Genomic DNA, 17,315 nt, shown 5'->3' on the forward strand with positions numbered 1-17,315 from the left:
GCCAAATGGAATCGTATATTTCTGGCTAAGTGGGCAGTTGCTATGCAAGGCGCAACGTAGGGAGCATAGCCGTAGCTATGTGACCGGAGTTCCAACGCCGCAGAGTGACTGACAACTTAGTCAGAAATATATGATTTCATTTGGTTAACTACTTATGCCCGTTATCCATTGCTATAAAGCCGGAACGGTGTTTTTGATCAAAATATTCTGGTAGAGAATGCAGCCCGAGGATTTGACTGCCGGACAGCTTGGGAAGTTCATGGTCATTCAGAAGATTCAGAATCTGCTTTTCCGGATTTGAGACATAGGCCGGGGTGATAGTTGGCAGGTACAGTATTCATATTAATTATCCTTACAGTAATTTATCCCTGTTATGAATACTGCCCTTGTCGTCAGCTTATGTAACCAGGAACCTGATTGATTGCAGTGCTTCAGGTAATCCCAGGAGAATGTCCGAATAATATTCTTCTGATACAGTATCTAATTATTCGGACAAAAAGAAAATGAATTTGCTGCACTGGCCCTGTCGGCGTCTTTGTCCAAGGAAAATCAACAACAGCAGAATAAAGGCGGGTATCCATGTCAGTTGTTTTGGCAGTCGCTCTGCCGGAACTTCCAGACGATGAATCTGCCAGTCAAAATCAATACCGGCCTGCTGCGCCTCACTGTTGAAGTCAACCATATCGATGGTCAGGTCATCCCCATCAACCAGAACCTCCAGGCCCATGTGGCGGAACCGGTCATCAGCCGTGGCCTGGTCGCCAGCGGGGAGAATAACCATCTGATTAACCGATTTGCCTTCCAGGGTTTCTCCTGCTACCCACAGGCGTGCATCAGCCTGGTCCGGCAGTGCTTCAACCTGGGCAACAATGTCACGACCTTCATGGGTTTCATAGGGAGGGTAAATCCTGTCCCACCAGAAGTCTGGCCTGAACAGGGTGAAGGCGATCAGCAGCATGCCCAGGGTTTCGTACCAGCGGTTTTTTACTAACCAGTGACCCTGGGTTGCGGTAGCAAACACCAGCATGGCCGCAATGGCACCAAAGACGACAATCGCCAGTTGTGCAAGGCTGTCAACGCCGATCAGCAGTAACTCAGTATTAAAGATAAACATAAAGGGCAGAACAGCGGTGCGGATATCGTAGGTGAAGCCCTGGATACCGGTCTTGATTGGGTCCGACTGTGCGATGGCCGAAGCGGCAAAGGCAGCCAGGCCCACAGGCGGAGTATCATCCGCCAGAATACCGAAATAGAAGACAAACAGATGGACCGCAATCAGAGGCACGATCAGTCCATGCTGTGCGCCCAGGGTGACGATAACCGGTGCCATCAGGGTGGACACCACAATATAGTTAGCGGTGGTTGGCAGCCCCATGCCGAGCACCAGACAGATAATGGCGGTGAACAGCAGCATAAGAATGATACTGCCAGCAGAAATCCATTCCACGAACTCGGTCATTACCAGTCCAACACCGGTCAGCGTGACTGCACCCACAACAATACCGGCGGTTGCAGTGGCAACACCTATGCCGATCATATTGCGGGCCCCGGTGGTCATCCCGTCCAACAGATCCAGAAAGCCCTCTTTGAGATGCGTGGTGGTTTGCTCCTTCCGGAACAGATCAATCAGAGTTTTATGGGTCAGCGTAATAAAAACCATGACCAGGGTTGCCCAGAAGGCAGAGAGGCCAGGGGAGTAGCGTTCAACGGTCAGACACCACAGTAACACCACCAGGGGCAGCAAATAATAGAGACCGCGCTTGATGGTTGGTCCGGGCACCGGAGTACTGCGTATATCCTCTTCAATATTGTTGATGAGATCCGGTTGTCTGGCAGCCACTTTCAGAAGTATCAGATAACTGGCCAGCAATGCCAGCGTGATGATCCAGAGGGCGTGCTCTCCCATATACTGTCTGGTCCAGCCAACACCGTAATAGACGCCAGCGCCCAGCAGGCAGAGTCCGGCAAACGAGCCCGTGAATGACATCAGTGCCTGAGTCTTTGTGCGGGTGACGCTTCTTGGCAATCCCTGCATGCCCGCTTTCAGGGCTTCAAGATGGACAATATAAAACAGGGCAATATAGGAAATCGCGGCGGGTAACAGGGCGTGGCGAATAACATCGATATAAGAGATGCCAACATATTCCACCATTAGGAACGCCGCAGCGCCCATAATAGGCGGCGTCAGTTGTCCATTGGTGGAGGCGGCAACTTCAATGGCACCGGCCTTGTGAGCGGGAAAGCCGACCCGTTTCATCAGGGGGATGGTGAAGGTTCCGGTGGTGACCACATTGGCGATGGACGAGCCGGACACCACACCGCTCAGGCCGGATGACACCACAGCAGCCTTGGCAGGCCCGCCTTTAAGATGACCCAGCAGAGAGAATGCTACCTGAATGAAGTAATTACCGGCACCGGCCTTTTCCAGCAGTGAACCGAACAGAACAAACAGAAAAACAAAGCTGGTGGACACACCCAAAGCAACACCAAAGACACCTTCAGTGGTGATCCAGAAGTGCGACAGCGCCTTGTTGAGACTGGCACCTTTGTGGGCAATCACATCCGGCATGTAAGGGCCGGCAAAGGCATAGGTGATAAAAACCGCCGCAACCACCATCAGTGGCGGCCCCAGTGCCCGGCGGGTTGCTTCCAGCAGAAGCAGCATACCTGCACCGGCCGTGACCAGGTCCAGGATAACGGGAGCCCCGGCACGGGTCGCCAGCGCCTGGTGAAAAATATAAAGGTAGGCGGCACAGAAGCTGCCAGTCAGTGCAAATAGCCAGTCAGTCACGGGCACCTGATGGGTAAACGATTTTTTCCTGGCAGGGAAGGCAATAAATGCCAGGAAAATGGCAAAGGCGAGATGAATTGCCCGGGCCTGACCATCGTTAAATATGCCAACATTGAAAATATACGGCAGAGGTGATGCATTCCACAGCTGAAACAGTGACCAGCTCAGGGCTGTGCCCAGTAATACCAGTCTGGATTTGCCAATGGGCTGGCGGCCACCCTGTTCGGACTGGTTAACCATTTGTTCAGCAGAGCTGGTGGAGCCTGCTGTTGAATTATTCAGCTTGGCGCTGTTGACTGCTTCCATAATATACCTGTTGTTATTGAAGTTATGCGCTCTGGAAATGATGCATTCTTCATCCAATGGCTCATGGCCTTATAAAAATGGGGGGGGAAGCGGAATATCCATGAGGTAAAAAAAGACGACACTGCTTCCCCATGCAGCCCTGTGACCCCTGTTGGGTGAGGGCTGTATAGGTCTTCATGCAGAATTCAGGCAGCACTCTGCATGATGACAAACTGCATTTGGGAAGGTGTTGCTACACCTTCCCGGATCAGGGAAAAAAGTTCAGAGAAGACCTGCTTCCTGATAGTAACGCCTGGCACCTTCATGCAGCGGGATGCTGAGGCCATCAGACACCATCTCTTCTTTCTTCAGGGTGCCAAACGCCTGGTGCAGTTTTTTGAAGGTGGACAGATCTTCAAATACGGCCCTGGTCACCTGGTAGACAGCTGCTTCGCTGGCCGCCGTGGAGGAGACAAAGGTTGCCGCCACACCGAAGGTCTGAACGTCTTGATCGTTGCCCTTATACATGCCACCGGGGATGGTCGCAGTGCGGTAGTATGGGTTGTCTTTGATCAACTGGTTGACTTTATCGCCTGCGACAGAGACCAGTACGGTATCACAGGAAGTGGTGGCTTCCTTGAAAGATCCGGATGGGTGGCCAACGGTATAGACAAAGGCGTCAATCTTGTTGTCACAGAGTGCCTTGGCGTGTTCGGCTGCTTTCAGCTCGGAAACCAGGGAGAAGCTGTCGTGTGTCCAGCCATACAGTTTCATCAGCTGTTCTATAGTGCCACGCTGACCGGAGCCCGGATTACCGATGTTGACGCGCTTCCCCTTCAGGTCTTCAAACGTGCTGATGCCGGCATCTGCCCTGGCCAGAATGGTAAAGGCTTCCGGGTGTGCCGAGAAAATCGCCCGCAGGTCCTTGTTGGCACCTTGCTGTTCAAAAGCGCTGGTTCCCCGGTAGGCGTGGAACTGCCAGTCCGACTGGACGATACCCATATCGAGCTCACCGGCACGGATGGTGTTCAGGTTGTAAATAGAACCACCGGTACTTTCTACCGAGCAGCGGATGCCATGCTCTTTGCGTCCCTTATTCACCAGGCGGCAGATAGCGCCACCGGTTGGGTAGTAAACGCCGGTGACACCGCCGGTACCAATAGTGACAAACTGCTGGCTGGATGGGGCTGCACTGGCAGTGGAGGAGATAGCTGCAAAGCCTGCCCCCAGAATGGCAAGTCCCAGTTTTTTGAAAATGGTCATTGTCAGTCCTCTTGATTTGAGCTTTTTTTACCATGGCAACAACAAGAGGTGGGCAGTGAACATCAGCTCTGGCGGGTCCCGGGTGAATTCCCCGGGCAGACCTGATTGCTTCTGAACCGTACTTCTCGTTCATGGCTGTTATATTCAGTCCGGACAGCATTTCCATGTTGTCCCCTGACTGGTTTGACTCGCTTAACCATGAATGGCAAGCCGAGAATTTGCCTGTCAGGTTATTACGTTTGTCGAAGCAACCTGATGCGGTAGGTGATGCTACCATGTTTACGTATTGATTTCTTTGATTTCTGTCTATTGATTCTCGGTAAGTGCTTATGATAGATCGGAAAAGTTGTCGTCTTTATTGTGCGCAGCACTTTTTATACTTCTTGCCACTGCCGCAGGGGCAGGGATCATTTCTGCCAGCGTTTTCTGTTTTGACCAGTGCCATTTTGGGGTAGACAAAGTACCAGTGCCCTTCTTTTTTAATAAAAGAAGAGCGTTCATGGTGAACTTGTTCAGGGCCTGAGAGTGACTCCCTGAACCAGGCCTTGAATTCAACCATGCCCGATTGATCCGCCGCTTGTCCTGCCTCTGTATCGACAATCTCGAGTTTTTGCCACAGCGTACCGTGTGATTGCTGGTAGACTTTCTGTTGCTTGATGGTTTCCTGTTGCCCGGGGTGTGTTGTGGCAACCAGGTAGGGAATATTGCTCAGTGTGTAAGCCGTATAACGGGAACGCATTAATGCTTCAGCTGTTGGGGCTGGCTTCCCTTGAATATAAGGCTTGCAACATTCGGTGAATGTTTTTCCAAAGCCACAGGGGCAATCTGAGGGGTTAATGGACATGGTAACTACCCGAAAACGGTATATGCAAAACGTATGAACAAAATTTTAAGTTGAGACATCAATGCCAGCGGCTGTTGACGTTTCTTTGCTGAATTTACGGCGAAACGTTAACAGGCTCTGACCTGTTGCCGCAAGAGCTGTAAAGATCAAGGCTGTTAAGAACTTAATTGTTTGTTTTTCTTTCAGTAATTATTTCTGATCAATCTTATTGAAATCTATGGAGGTGTCTTATGCCAGCTATAGGCAAAATTTCCGGACAGTTTGAATCACCGGTCACAGGCCCCACTCGCAACCGTGCTGTTGGTCAATTTGAGGGAAGGACGACCACTGAATCCGATGCCACAAGACAGACTGAAATTACCCGATCATTTAATGAAAAGCCTTCACTTAAAGATCGTTTAATCTATCCATTTTATGCCGCCAAAAATCGAATACTGCACATGGCTGGTATAGGTGCACAGGCTGGAGTTTATACGCCGATGTTCGCTGCAAGTGCTATCTGTGTTGGAGCCGGTGAAATTATTGGCAATACCGTTGGTGGATTAATTAAAAGTTTATTCTTTCCGAACTCTGATATACCACCGGGTGAAGTTGGTGCTTTACTGGGATTGTATACAGGGATTTTGCTATCCATTCCTGCCGCCGTTGTTCTTGGTGTGTTTACTACGACTGCTTTTGCAGTTGTTGGTCTGGCTGGCAGCGTGCTGGCTTCACCGTTTGATATCTATCATGGCATGACACTGGCTGATAAAGCAGACCTGAACCCAAAGCAAGTGCGGGTAATGGATATATGGGATGATATCAAAATGCCTGAACTCAGCCAGTTTGTTAACTGGGAATAGTGGGTGTCCTTTTTTTACCCTCGTTCTGTCTCATCGCTCTGATGGTTAATGTAACCCTGATACCTGGTCTGAATCTCAACCTGCTGTGCTAACGGGTTATGGGTTTTAGCGTCTGGCAAATAACTCATGAATAGGGAACTTTATCCAGGTTTTTCTACTCTAAAGGCAGCGAAAAATAAAAAACGGATTGTTTTTACCATCAACAACAAGCATCAGGGTGTTTCATATGATACCTTCCAAAACGCCAGCTCTGCCCGATCCATCATACCAATATCAAGCTGGTAAGTCGGATAAACCAGAGCCAGGCTCAGATGATCAAACGTATGTAAAACTGAGTAGTTCAGGAACTACGCTAAGAAACAGAAAAGATCGCAGCACTGAAAAGGCCGTTAGTGAGTGGCATGTTGATGTTCAACAGCCAACCGCTTCAACGTTATCCATCACCAAAGGGCGGTCTTCGGACAATAGCGAACGCCAGCCGACAGCTGAGAAACCTGATGTTCAACAGCCAACCGTATTTACATTCCCAACCAGAGAAGAGCTGGCTCTGCAAGAACGCGAGCAGAAAGCTGAGGAACTTGGCCGGTTGCGAACGTTTAGAGATGCCATCTCCAGATCCGAAGCCTTATCCATCCTCAATAAACATGATTACAACTATATGCGTATAGCTGCCAGGCACGGATTTAGGGATATCATTCACTATCTGGTCGAAAATCAGATGCAAGAGGTTTATAAACTATCTGAATATGCACCCATTTGGGAAGCGACTAACTCCGGACACCTGAAGATTGTCGATTACCTGACCGATCATGGATTGGATAAGGATAACACGTATCATGTATGTCGTGATTTATATGGCCTGGATAATCTCATTACAGCGGTAGCTTCATCTGATCAGATGGACACAGATAGCGAAATCGAAATGGTTGAACTCCTTTTGGCAAAAGGAGAGCCGGTGGATGGCTATGGTCTTATCACTCCTGCCTTTGTGGCAAACAGTAAGAACAAATCAGAGTTAGTTGCTTTTTTAAAGAAGCATGGTGCTAAACCGGAGGGGCTGAAAAAGCTCGACTGCGATAAGGTACAAAAAATTACTGATATTGAATTTGCGGAGGAAGTACGAAATTTTAATCTTGAGAACCTGAAGGTGAGAGACGTTTTTGTTTTTCTCTCAGAATTCGGTGAAAAAAAACAGAGAAATAGTCGAGACTCAAAAACCGACGAAAGAGAAGATCGTAAAGAAATGCCAGAGCCCATTCCCAGATTTTTTCATTGCAATTCAATCAGAGAAGGCAAAAGTGCTGCAATCAACCCAAGTGCCAGTGAAAAAGCTTCTTGTAACAGTGATATTGCTGAAGCGACCGCAAGAGATTCTCAGCTTCGTCCTGATGTTCATTCTGTACAAGCTTCACCACTTGCTCCCGTGCTTCAAAGAGACGATATAGCACCACCCTCCTATGCAGATGTAATGCGTAGTACTTGATTGTTTGCTTTTCTGTCAGTATTTATAACCCTGTTGTTATGGGATGAGGGGATAAACCTGCTGTAAGCTTTGATGCAGTACTTATTTCTGATCAATCTTATTGAAATCCATGGAGGGATCTCATGCAGTCTATAGGAAACATTACCGGTCAGTTTGATTCAACGGTCACAGAACCCAACCGTACAGACGGTCAATTTGCTGGCAGGACGACCACGGAATCCGATGCCACAAGACAGACTGAAAATAACCGATCATTTAATGAAAAGCCTTCACTTAAAGATCGTTTAATCTATCCATTTTATGCCGCCAAAAATCGGATTCTGAAAATGGGGGGTATAGGTGCACAAGCTGGGCTTTTTGCGCCGATAATCACTCTCGGTAGCATTTGTGGTATAGCCGGTAACATTATTGGCAATACCGTTGGCCGATTAATTCAATGTTTATTCTTTCCGAGCCCTGAGGAATCATCACCGGGCAATACGGGTTTTCTTGTCGGACTTTATCTGGGCTATTTGCTCGCCGTTCCTGTCAGCGTCGCACTTGGTGCGGTTGCTGCGGCTGCTTTTGCTGTTATTGGGCTGGCTGGCAGCGTGGTCTCTTTACCTGTCGACATCTATCGTGCCGCCACAAAGGATAACAAAGCGGACCTGCACCCGGAACCAGTGCGGATAATGGATATAGCGAATGAGATCAAACACACTGACATCAGAGACTTGTTTGATTTTCAAGATTTTGAGCCTATACCTTTGTCAATGTCGAGTCTAATATTTTGATCCGTTTAAAACCCGGGAGAGTCAGGATTCTGAATTTTGCTCCCGGTTGCCGTATCGTTTATTGAATAGAGTTTGTGGTATTCACCGCTGTGCAGTGTGATGAAACAGGATACAATCAGTCTATTTAAACCAGCTACTCCACCAGAGCGATAGGCATTGTGCTTGACGAACCCCAGAAGAGAGCCATCCAGAAAGCCTACAGTGCTTTTCTGGAGAGTAAAAAGCTAAAGGCCCGACCGGGGCAGAAGCAGATGATTGCCGAGATTGCCCGAGCGCTAGGAGATATTAACACCGACAGTGAAGGCCGCAGAATCTCTGACCCCTCCGTTACCGTGATTGAAGCCGGTACGGGTACCGGAAAAACCGTGGGGTATGTGTTGCCTGCGGTGGTAATGGCTCAGGCTGCGAAAAAACGTTTGGTCATTGCCACGGCCACCGTGACCCTTCAGGAGCAGGTCATCAATAAAGATCTGCCGGACATTATTTTAAAAACCGGACTCAAGTTCTCTTACACCCTGGCCAAGGGGCGTGGGCGTTATGCCTGTCTGAGTAAGCTGGACCGGCTGCTTCAGGAAGAGGAAGCGACTGCCTCGTTAATGGATATGTTCGCCTACGATGGTCACACCCTGGAAAACGATCAGTCCTCCCTGGCGCTATACCAGAGCATGCTGGAGGCATTTGCCGCTGCCAAATGGGAGGGTGACCGGGACAGCTGGCCTGATGCCCTGGAAGATCAGCAATGGCGAACCATCACCACTGACCATGCCCAATGCAGCGGACGTCGTTGTGGTTATTTCCGGCAGTGCCCATTTTATAAAGCCCGGGGTGATCTTGAGCATGCCGATGTTGTGGTTGCCAACCACGACCTTGTGCTGGCGGATCTGGCGCTGGGAGGCGGTGCGATTCTTCCTGAGCCAAAGGATGCCATCTATGTATTTGATGAAGGCCACCACCTGCCAGACAAAGCCATTGATCATTTTACCTGTCAGTCCAGAGTCAAAGGCACGGCCAGCTGGCTGGAGAAAGCCGGGCGACATCTGCAGAAGATTCTGACCCAGCAGGCCCTGCCGGGAGAGCTGGGTGAATTGCTGGAGCGGATTCAGCCCGAGTTTGATGCCCTGGTCAATGCTCTGGGTCATACCCGGGAGATGCTGCACAGCATTGCCCGGTTTGAACCAAAAACACAATTTACCACCCAGGGGGAGAGTCAGGTCGCTTATTACCGCTTTCCCCAGGGCATTGTGCCTGAACCATTACGACAACAGGCGGAACGGTTGAAAGCCGGTTTCAGCAAGTGCAGCGGTATGCTGGAAAAGATAGCCAAAGCCCTGGACGATGCAATGGACGGCGACGTTCCCGGTATTGATCGCTGGCAGGCGGAACAGCTCTATCCTGAAATCGGTGGCATGCAGTCACGAATGGAGAGCCATTTTCAACTCTGGCTGACCTACACCATCAAAGATCCCGAGGGAGAGCCTCCCAGCGCACGCTGGTTGAAATGGAGCGAAGGTGCTTTTGGCGAAGAGCTGGAGGTTTTCAGCAGCCCGATCATGTCTTCCATGACCTTATGGCAGACGCTGTGGAATCCTGCTCACGCAGCCATTGTCACCTCGGCAACCCTGGCCGCCCTGGGTAGTTTTGGCCGGTTCCGGATGCGCTCCGGAGTGCCTGCTGAGTCTCGCTGTGTGGTAGTGCCCAGTCCATTTCTGCATGGTGAGGCGGCATCTCTGGTAATACCGGCCATGGCTTCAGACCCACGGAATGCGGAAGACCATACTGCCGAGATTATCGAGCTGCTACCCGAGTTACTGTCCGGTGATGATCGCCCAAAAGGGATGCTGGTACTGTTCTCTTCCCGCCGACAGATGAAGGATGTGCACTTTGGTCTGGATGCCTGTTGGCAGGAGAAGATCCTGCTGCAGGATGACTATTCACGACAGGAGTTGTTGAAGAAGCACCGCCAGCAGATTGATGACGGCAAGGTCAGCATCCTGTTTGGTCTTGCCAGCCTGGCAGAAGGGATAGATTTACCCGGTCATTATTGCGAACACGTGATTATTGCCAAGATTCCTTTTGCAGTACCGGACGACCCTGTGGAGGCAGCACTTTCTGAGTGGCTGGAAGCCCAGGGGCGGAATCCGTTTATGGAAATTACCGTGCCGGATGCGGCGATCCGCCTGATACAGGCTTGTGGCCGTCTGTTGCGAACGGAGCAGGATCGTGGTCGCATCACGATTATGGATCGACGGCTGGTTACCGCCAGGTATGGTCAGATGATCATGAACTCTCTGCCACCGTTTAACCGGATTATCGAGCCAGCTGCGGCGGTTATGATGAGATAAGATAAAGGGCGATTTTGAAGGAGGCCACTGCTACCTGTCGGCAGCAGCGGCCGGATGAACCGATAAATTATCCGAGAATATTCTGGTTTATCCCGACCATTCCCAGCATTGGCAGTAGTAAATTGTAAGGACTTTGATCAGCAACTTTGTTAGCAGAGCTGTACCAGTACCCGGGTTGCCAATCTACATATTTGACTTCCTCGCTTGTAGGTTCATCCATTGAATAAGTGAATACGGTGTCATTTTCACTATCAAGGAAGAATTGGCTTACCCGATGTGGCAAACCTATAATTTTTAACACTTCACCCTCATTCATTATCACCAGTTGTGAACTGACATCGGTTAAGAGGCTTTCTTCATTTAGCAGGGTGTTTACCCTGGTCATGTTATTGTTGCTCTCAATGTCGGTAGAGTTAAGCGGTTTTATCGGCATGGGTGTCGGCTCTGATACGTCAGTGCAGTTGGTGTTTGTCGACAATGACTGACTGCCATTAGTGGGATGCGCTGGGGTAGTTATATCAGGCAAAGAAGTGGGTGTTTCTGTGGCAGATGTCGGGACACCAGTTTCGGTTTTCGGTTTTTGGTTATTAAGCAAGGCAAAGCTGACAGCACTCCCTTTGGGTACCGATGCAATCTTGATGAAATGTTTATCTGAATCATCAATAACAGCAGTGCTGTTTTGGTAAACAAAAGTACCATTTGGAGAAAAATGATTCACACTTCCGGTGGGTGACTCATTAGTACTGGGTGCATAGTAACCTATATCTGTCTTCGAGTTATCTGAAGTAGATGGCCTGAAATATAACTCAAACGGCATGGCTGTTTTGTCGTGATATAAAAAATACGCCGTGACGGGAAGCCACGGAGAGTAAATATTAAAAACACCGAGTTTAAAAGCATTGGCCCCATGGTTAAATTTTACTGCCTTGGGTATTGTAGAGATAATTTGCTTGTCATTTTTTACCATTAACCAATGATTACTTTTTTCGATTTTGTATGCATTTCCTTGCGGGGTAATGATTTTATCCTTTAGTTTGCCAGTTTTTGAAAACAGTAAAGTGTCATGTAAGTTGACTGGTTCATGCTTTGATATACCCTTTGGTTTGAACCATTTACGACCAGTAAAGTAGTTTTTTTCCATCTTGGCATATTCCCTGCCGATGTGCTTTTTACCACCAATCCTGCCGAGCCATTGTCTGCCAGTTGATTTGCCCCCTTTTGGGCCAGGTAATGGATGGTGGGAACCACCTCCACCGACTCCTCCTGATGACCTTCTGGAGCCTCTTCTTGAGCTTCCTGAGCCTCTGGAACCCCCACCTCTGCTGGAACTCGATCCTCTGGGAGAACGCTTATATCTTAAAGGTGCTTCGATCTCATCCTTCGTCGCTTCTCTTTCAATCACCACCTGGGGGGGCTTTTCTTCAGTCTGGCCACTGTCGTGTTCATTCTGGCTGTTCAATGCAGCCATCCAGGCTGGCTTGCCCGGGGACTTGACATCAGGGGGCGTTAAGGGGACAGGTAGGAATGAGTCTGTTGAATTTGTCAATGTTGATAAGGACGTTGGCTTGGCATTGACCGATGTATGAGTAGTAACGTCAGCGATGCATTTGCCAGCCAAGGTTAGCAAAGTGATGAGCCTGGCGGGGGCGGATGATGCATAATATGCCGGGTTAGGAAGATGCTTAAGGGTATGTGCAGCGCAAGCTAATGAGTGTCTTGCCTTACCGGTCAGCCATTCGTAAGTTGAAGCTTCAGGTCCACTACTGTCCGGGATTTTGGTATCAGGTATGCCGGGTGGTATTAATTGATTTGGTTCACTGATTATCATGGTGGTAACAGCTCCTGTTTATATTCTGCGACTCCTCAATGGAGGCAGGATGAAAGGAAGAAAAGCACGGCGTGTGTTGTACTTGTTGATTTCTGGGCACCGTGCTGTCTATCAGACAATAGGGACAGGATTTTGTTCCCGTTTTCTAACCGATCAGGTTCAATATTTATCGCTCATAGTAAGCCACAACTCTGTCAGCAAGTGCTGACCGTTCACAGCCGGTTCCATTGGACGCCTCCAGAACAAAATTGTAAGCCTTTGCGACCATGTAGGGACTAAGGTAGGCAGCAACGCTGAATCCTGTGAAATACCCGATAGCGCCACCAACCGCTACACCAATATACTGACCTTCTGTTATCCGACCTGCTGTTAACTGAGCTTCTGGTCCTTCTATGATCTCTCCTAACATCGCACCTGCGGCACCCAGAGTGAAACACCCGACGTGGGCGGCAGCTTGCATGATAACCACTGAAGCACTGCCCATTGCGATCGCTGACAATGTGGCCAGAACACGCTCGGTTTTTCGGGTTTTCAGTAACGGCCCATCGTATCTGTTGTTTTGTTCCGATATCTGGGGCCTTTTATCAGGGTACATATCAATAGAAACTTCTTTGCCAGAATGCCTGGCTTTAGTTTCTGCAGGAAAACTGATTACAGTTGACGGATTGTATTGTTTGGTGAGATAAGATCCGGTGGTTTCGTTAGCATTCATATAACAGCTCAATTTAAATCGATTGATGGATTTGTCTCAGAATAAATCATATTACTCAGTCCGGGAAAAGGTCGCCAGTTGCTGCCCGCAAAGCATAAGCAATTTAAGGTTTTCGGGTAGCGCCTGTAGAAATATGGATGTTGTTTCAGGATAGTTTATAAAAGCAATAAGCTATTGAGATGAATCACTCTTCAATAACTGGTTAGAATTACTCTAACCTCCAACGGATACAACAAGGCATCAGGCTGAAGCAAAACTGATTAAATTAATAAAAAGTGATTAAATTAATAAAAAATAATTAAACTAATAAAAAGTACCAATCAAAAGAAAACTGAAAATAATGGTGCATAAAAAAATGGCTGCAGTGATTGCAGCCATTTTTATATTGCCAATGCTCTGGTTTACAAAGCCTTGATCGCCTCCAGCTGTTCTTCCAGCTTGGCCCTGGCGGCTTGAGCTTCAGCCAGCTTGGCCTGCTCTTTGGCAACCACGTCGGCGGGTGCCTTGCTGATGAATTTCTCGTTGTTTAACTTGCCTTCAAAGCGGGCCACTTCTTTGGCAAACCGCTCAATCTCCTTATTGAGTCGGGCTGACTCTTTTTCCTTGTCGATCAGGCCAGCCATTGGTACCAGAACTTCCATGGAGCCTACCAGCTGAGTGGTTGCCATGGGGGCTTCTTCACCGGCGGCCAGAACCCTGATGTCTTCCAGTTTGGCCAGGGACTTCAGGAAGGTCTGGTTGTCATTCAGACGGGCAACGTCTTCTGCAGAGGTGTTACGCAGCAGTACATTCAGCGGCTTGCTTGGGCCAATATTCAACTCGGCACGAATGTTACGGATACCGGTGATAAACGATTTGAGCCACTCAATATCACGCTCAGCCGTTTCATCAATACGGGCCGGGTCCGACACCGGGTAGCTCTGCAGCATCAGGGTGTCACCGGCAGCGCCAGCATTGTGCTTGATGTTCTGCCAGATCGCTTCGGTGATATAAGGCATAAACGGATGGGCCAGGCGCATAATAGCCTCCAGAACCCGAACCAGTGTACGACGGGTGCCGCGCTTACGTTCAGCAGGTGCATGTTCATCCCATAGAACGGGCTTGGACAGTTCCAGATACCACGCACAATATTCATTCCAGACAAAGTCGTAGAGGTTCTGGGACGCGTGATCGAGACGGAACTCGGACAGGTTCTTTTCGATCTGGGCTTCAACCCGTTGCAGTCGGGAAACAATCCAGCGATCAGCCAAAGTCAGTTCAACAGGTTCATCACCGATACCACAGTCTTGCTCATCAGTGTGCATTTTGACGTAGTTGGCAGCGTTCCAGATCTTGTTGCAGAAGTTCCGGTAGCCCTCCAGACGGTTCATATCCCAGTTGATATCACGCCCAGTGGAGGCCAGTGAGTACAAGGTGTATCTCAGGGCATCGGTACCGTGGGCAGAAATGCCGTCGGGGAAGGTATTGCGGGTACGTTTTTCGATCTTCTCCGCCAGCTGCGGCTGCATCATATTGCCACAGCGTTTCTCAACCAGGGCTTCCAGGTCGATACCGTCAATCATATCCAGAGGGTCAAGGACGTTACCCTTGGACTTGGACATTTTGTCGCCATGCTCATCACGGATCAGACCCGTCACGTAAACGTACTTGAACGGTACCTGTGGTTTGCCGTCTTCATCTTTCATAAAGTGCATGGTCATCATGATCATTCTGGCGACCCAGAAGAAGATAATGTCAAAACCGGTGACCAGCACATCGGTGGGGTGGAAGGTGTTCAGGCGATCGGTCTGCTCTGGCCAGCCCAGGGTGCCAAAAGTCCAGAGTGCCGAAGAGAACCAGGTATCCAGAACATCGTCATCCTGTTTCAGGACAACAGGCGTTGGGATGTTGTGCTTTTCCCGGACTTCGGTTTCATTGCGACCAACATAAACGTTGCCGGCATCGTCATACCAGGCAGGAATTCGGTGTCCCCACCAGAGCTGACGGGAGATACACCAGTCCTGAATATCACGCATCCAGGAGAAGTACATGTTCTCGTACTGTTTGGGCACGAACTGAATACGACCGTCTTCTACCGCTGCAATAGCCGGTTTGGCCAGCGGCGCAGCGCGGACAAACCACTGGTCAGTCAGCAGCGGCTCAATCACTACGCCGGAACGGTCACCGTAAGGCACCATCAGGGTGTGGTCATCAATTTTTTCCAGCAGACCAAGGGCATCCAGGTCAGCAACGATCTGCTTACGGGCAGCAAAGCGCTCCATGCCCTGGTAGGCGTCTGGAATAGTGGTATCAATGGATTGATTGGCCGTACCGTCAATATTGTAGGCTTCACCCTGCTGGCGGATATCGCCGTTCAGGGTCATAACATTGATCATTGGCAGGTTGCAGCGCTTGCCAACTTCATGGTCATTAAAGTCGTGGGCCGGGGTGATTTTTACGCAGCCGGTGCCTTTTTCCATATCGGCGTGTTCATCAGCGACAATCGGGATGCGACGGTTGACCAGGGGCAGAATAACCGCTTTGCCGATCAGGGCCTGGTAACGCTCATCTTCCGGGTTAACCGCCACACCGGTATCCCCCAGCATGGTCTCAGGACGGGTGGTGGCTACCACGATATAGTCTTTGCCCTCTGCGGTTTTCTCGCCATCCGCCAGTGGATAGCGCAGGTGCCACATATTGCCTTTGACTTCTTTGTTTTCCACTTCCAGGTCGGAGATAGCGGTGTGCAGTTTTGGGTCCCAGTTCACCAGACGCTTGCCCCGGTAGATCAGGTCGTCTTCATAAAGGCGGACAAAGACCTCCTGGACAGCGGCATAGAAGCCCTTGTCCATGGTGAAACGCTCGGTATCCCAATCAACAGATGCCCCCAGGCGACGAAGCTGACGGGTGATGGTGCCACCGGACTCTTCCTTCCACTCCCAGATTTTATCGGTAAAGGCTTCACGTCCGTAGTCGTGACGGGTTTTGCCTTCTTCTGCCAGGATCTTGCGTTCAACCACCATCTGGGTTGCGATACCCGCATGGTCAGTACCCACCTGCCAGAGCGTGTTGCAGCCTTTCATCCGGTGGTAGCGGATCAGGGCATCCATAATGGAGTCCTGGAAGGCATGGCCCATGTGCAGGCTGCCGGTGACATTGGGAGGGGGGATCATGATGGAGTAGGGCGTGCTGTTACCGCGCTGGTCAGAAGCCGGCGCAAAATAGCCTTTCTCTTCCCAGTTTTGATACAACGTGCGTTCGATGGCTTGGGGGTTGAACGTCTTTTCCATAACTGCTTTTCCAGTAGAGGTTCCAACTGTTCCCGGAACTCCTGAAGAGCAGGGGGCTCCGGATTTGGATAAACCGGTGATTATACACTGTGGGGCTGAATCAGGAAGCACCCTTCATTGCCGACTACCGGGTTCTCGGACAGCTTTCCGCATCATTTCAATGAGTTTGGTGTGTACAATCTCCGTTCACACTGAGCAGAGTCGAAGGGTGATTGGCAAAGTCTTTATTCAGGGTATGGTGTTTACGCCCTTCGACTCCGCTCAGGACGAACGGAGCTTGGGAGTCATTGATAGGAGGAACCCATCAATTACATTGAAAACATTTACTAGCCTATGGAAAGTACCGAATCAGCTGTTATTTTAAGTATTCATAAAATGTGATTGGTAACCACAAAGGATATTTCACTATGAGCAATATCACGCCTTTGTGGCTTATCAATATCAGGCAATCGCTTCACGAATATCTACGGTGTTGTTTTCTGCAGGTTCGCTCTCCAGTTTGATCTCCTGCAGGATTTCAGGTTTGCCTTTAAAGGCTTTGGCGAGAATATCCTTGTTCCGTGACAGCAGCAGACCGATCTCTTCCGCCAGTTGTTCATCGATCTTGAAATTGGCTTCCAGCATACCCGTGATGCCATCGGCCAGCTCAAGCATACGATCGTGTTCTTCTGCGGCTTTCTTATCAGTAAACATGCTTCCGTCCCGGTCAACTCGCCACATGGGGGTAATGGACATGGGCTTCCTCCTGTATTGGGTTCTTTATACTGTATATAAATACAGTTGTTTTGTCCAGAAGGCTGTCTGGGAATCAGCTAGTCAATTTCCAGCTCAAGTCAGGTCTAAAACTCTGGTAGCCAGCCCTGCCAGGTATACTGCGACCTTG

The 17,315-nt window shown here is 49.6% G+C and carries 11 protein-coding genes; 4 read left to right on the forward strand and 7 right to left on the reverse strand.

Annotated features, from left to right (window positions below):
• Positions 1-484: 484 nt before the first annotated feature.
• The 3 genes from ACO6VE_RS20225 to ACO6VE_RS20235 all read right to left on the reverse strand — a co-directional run bounded on the left by ACO6VE_RS20225 (position 485) and on the right by ACO6VE_RS20235 (position 5,183).
• Positions 485-3,097, reverse strand: coding sequence for a TRAP transporter permease (locus ACO6VE_RS20225; protein ID WP_422463106.1), 2,613 nt, complete (start codon positions 3,095-3,097; stop codon positions 485-487).
• Between the two features lie 261 nt (positions 3,098-3,358).
• Complete coding sequence (locus tag ACO6VE_RS20230) at positions 3,359-4,339, reverse strand: TAXI family TRAP transporter solute-binding subunit (RefSeq protein WP_422463108.1); 981 nt, start codon at positions 4,337-4,339, stop codon at positions 3,359-3,361.
• A gap of 355 nt (positions 4,340-4,694) precedes the next feature.
• Complete coding sequence (locus ACO6VE_RS20235) at positions 4,695-5,183, reverse strand: YchJ family protein (protein ID WP_422448658.1); 489 nt, start codon at positions 5,181-5,183, stop codon at positions 4,695-4,697.
• Between the two features lie 230 nt (positions 5,184-5,413).
• On the opposite strand from ACO6VE_RS20235, the gene ACO6VE_RS20240 reads away from it, so the two are divergent.
• From ACO6VE_RS20240 to dinG, 4 genes are all read left to right on the forward strand, one after another.
• Positions 5,414-6,025 (forward strand): hypothetical protein, encoded by a 612-nt coding sequence (locus ACO6VE_RS20240; RefSeq protein WP_422463110.1) that lies wholly within the window; start codon positions 5,414-5,416, stop codon positions 6,023-6,025.
• 226 nt (positions 6,026-6,251) lie between these two features.
• Positions 6,252-7,508, forward strand: coding sequence for a hypothetical protein (locus ACO6VE_RS20245; RefSeq protein WP_422448655.1), 1,257 nt, complete (start codon positions 6,252-6,254; stop codon positions 7,506-7,508).
• Between the two features lie 122 nt (positions 7,509-7,630).
• Positions 7,631-8,281 (forward strand): hypothetical protein, encoded by a 651-nt coding sequence (locus ACO6VE_RS20250; protein WP_422448653.1) that lies wholly within the window; start codon positions 7,631-7,633, stop codon positions 8,279-8,281.
• Positions 8,282-8,439: 158 nt separating this feature from the next.
• Positions 8,440-10,623, forward strand: coding sequence for an ATP-dependent DNA helicase DinG (gene dinG, locus ACO6VE_RS20255; protein WP_422448651.1), 2,184 nt, complete (start codon positions 8,440-8,442; stop codon positions 10,621-10,623).
• A gap of 67 nt (positions 10,624-10,690) precedes the next feature.
• Here the strand turns inward: dinG and ACO6VE_RS20260 are convergent, their stop codons facing one another.
• The 4 genes from ACO6VE_RS20260 to ACO6VE_RS20275 form a co-directional block, all read right to left on the reverse strand.
• Entirely contained in the window at positions 10,691-12,451 is a 1,761-nt protein-coding gene (locus ACO6VE_RS20260; protein WP_422448649.1) for a hypothetical protein, read from the reverse strand.
• Between the two features lie 166 nt (positions 12,452-12,617).
• Positions 12,618-13,163, reverse strand: a complete 546-nt coding sequence (locus tag ACO6VE_RS20265; RefSeq protein ID WP_422448647.1) for a hypothetical protein — start codon at positions 13,161-13,163, stop codon at positions 12,618-12,620.
• 401 nt (positions 13,164-13,564) lie between these two features.
• Positions 13,565-16,432 (reverse strand): valine--tRNA ligase, encoded by a 2,868-nt coding sequence (locus ACO6VE_RS20270; protein WP_422463112.1) that lies wholly within the window; start codon positions 16,430-16,432, stop codon positions 13,565-13,567.
• Between the two features lie 441 nt (positions 16,433-16,873).
• Positions 16,874-17,167, reverse strand: coding sequence for a YebG family protein (locus tag ACO6VE_RS20275; RefSeq protein WP_269673759.1), 294 nt, complete (start codon positions 17,165-17,167; stop codon positions 16,874-16,876).
• Positions 17,168-17,315: the final 148 nt, after the last annotated feature.

This window comes from Endozoicomonas sp. ALB115 (genome assembly GCF_049310245.1).
Classification (GTDB): domain Bacteria; phylum Pseudomonadota; class Gammaproteobacteria; order Pseudomonadales; family Endozoicomonadaceae; genus Endozoicomonas.

Excerpts from the sequence above, each read along its gene's own strand:
- ACO6VE_RS20225 (WP_422463106.1), bottom strand. The coding sequence starts at position 3,097 with ATGGAAGCAGTCAACAGCGCCAAGCTGAATAATTCAACAGCAGGCTCC.
- ACO6VE_RS20230 (WP_422463108.1), bottom strand. The coding sequence starts at position 4,339 with ATGACCATTTTCAAAAAACTGGGACTTGCCATTCTGGGGGCAGGCTTT.
- ACO6VE_RS20235 (WP_422448658.1), bottom strand. The coding sequence starts at position 5,183 with ATGTCCATTAACCCCTCAGATTGCCCCTGTGGCTTTGGAAAAACATTC.
- ACO6VE_RS20240 (WP_422463110.1), top strand. The coding sequence starts at position 5,414 with ATGCCAGCTATAGGCAAAATTTCCGGACAGTTTGAATCACCGGTCACA.
- ACO6VE_RS20245 (WP_422448655.1), top strand. The coding sequence starts at position 6,252 with ATGATACCTTCCAAAACGCCAGCTCTGCCCGATCCATCATACCAATAT.
- ACO6VE_RS20250 (WP_422448653.1), top strand. The coding sequence starts at position 7,631 with ATGCAGTCTATAGGAAACATTACCGGTCAGTTTGATTCAACGGTCACA.
- ACO6VE_RS20260 (WP_422448649.1), bottom strand. The coding sequence starts at position 12,451 with ATGATAATCAGTGAACCAAATCAATTAATACCACCCGGCATACCTGAT.
- ACO6VE_RS20265 (WP_422448647.1), bottom strand. The coding sequence starts at position 13,163 with ATGAATGCTAACGAAACCACCGGATCTTATCTCACCAAACAATACAAT.
- ACO6VE_RS20270 (WP_422463112.1), bottom strand. The coding sequence starts at position 16,432 with ATGGAAAAGACGTTCAACCCCCAAGCCATCGAACGCACGTTGTATCAA.
- ACO6VE_RS20275 (WP_269673759.1), bottom strand. The coding sequence starts at position 17,167 with ATGTCCATTACCCCCATGTGGCGAGTTGACCGGGACGGAAGCATGTTT.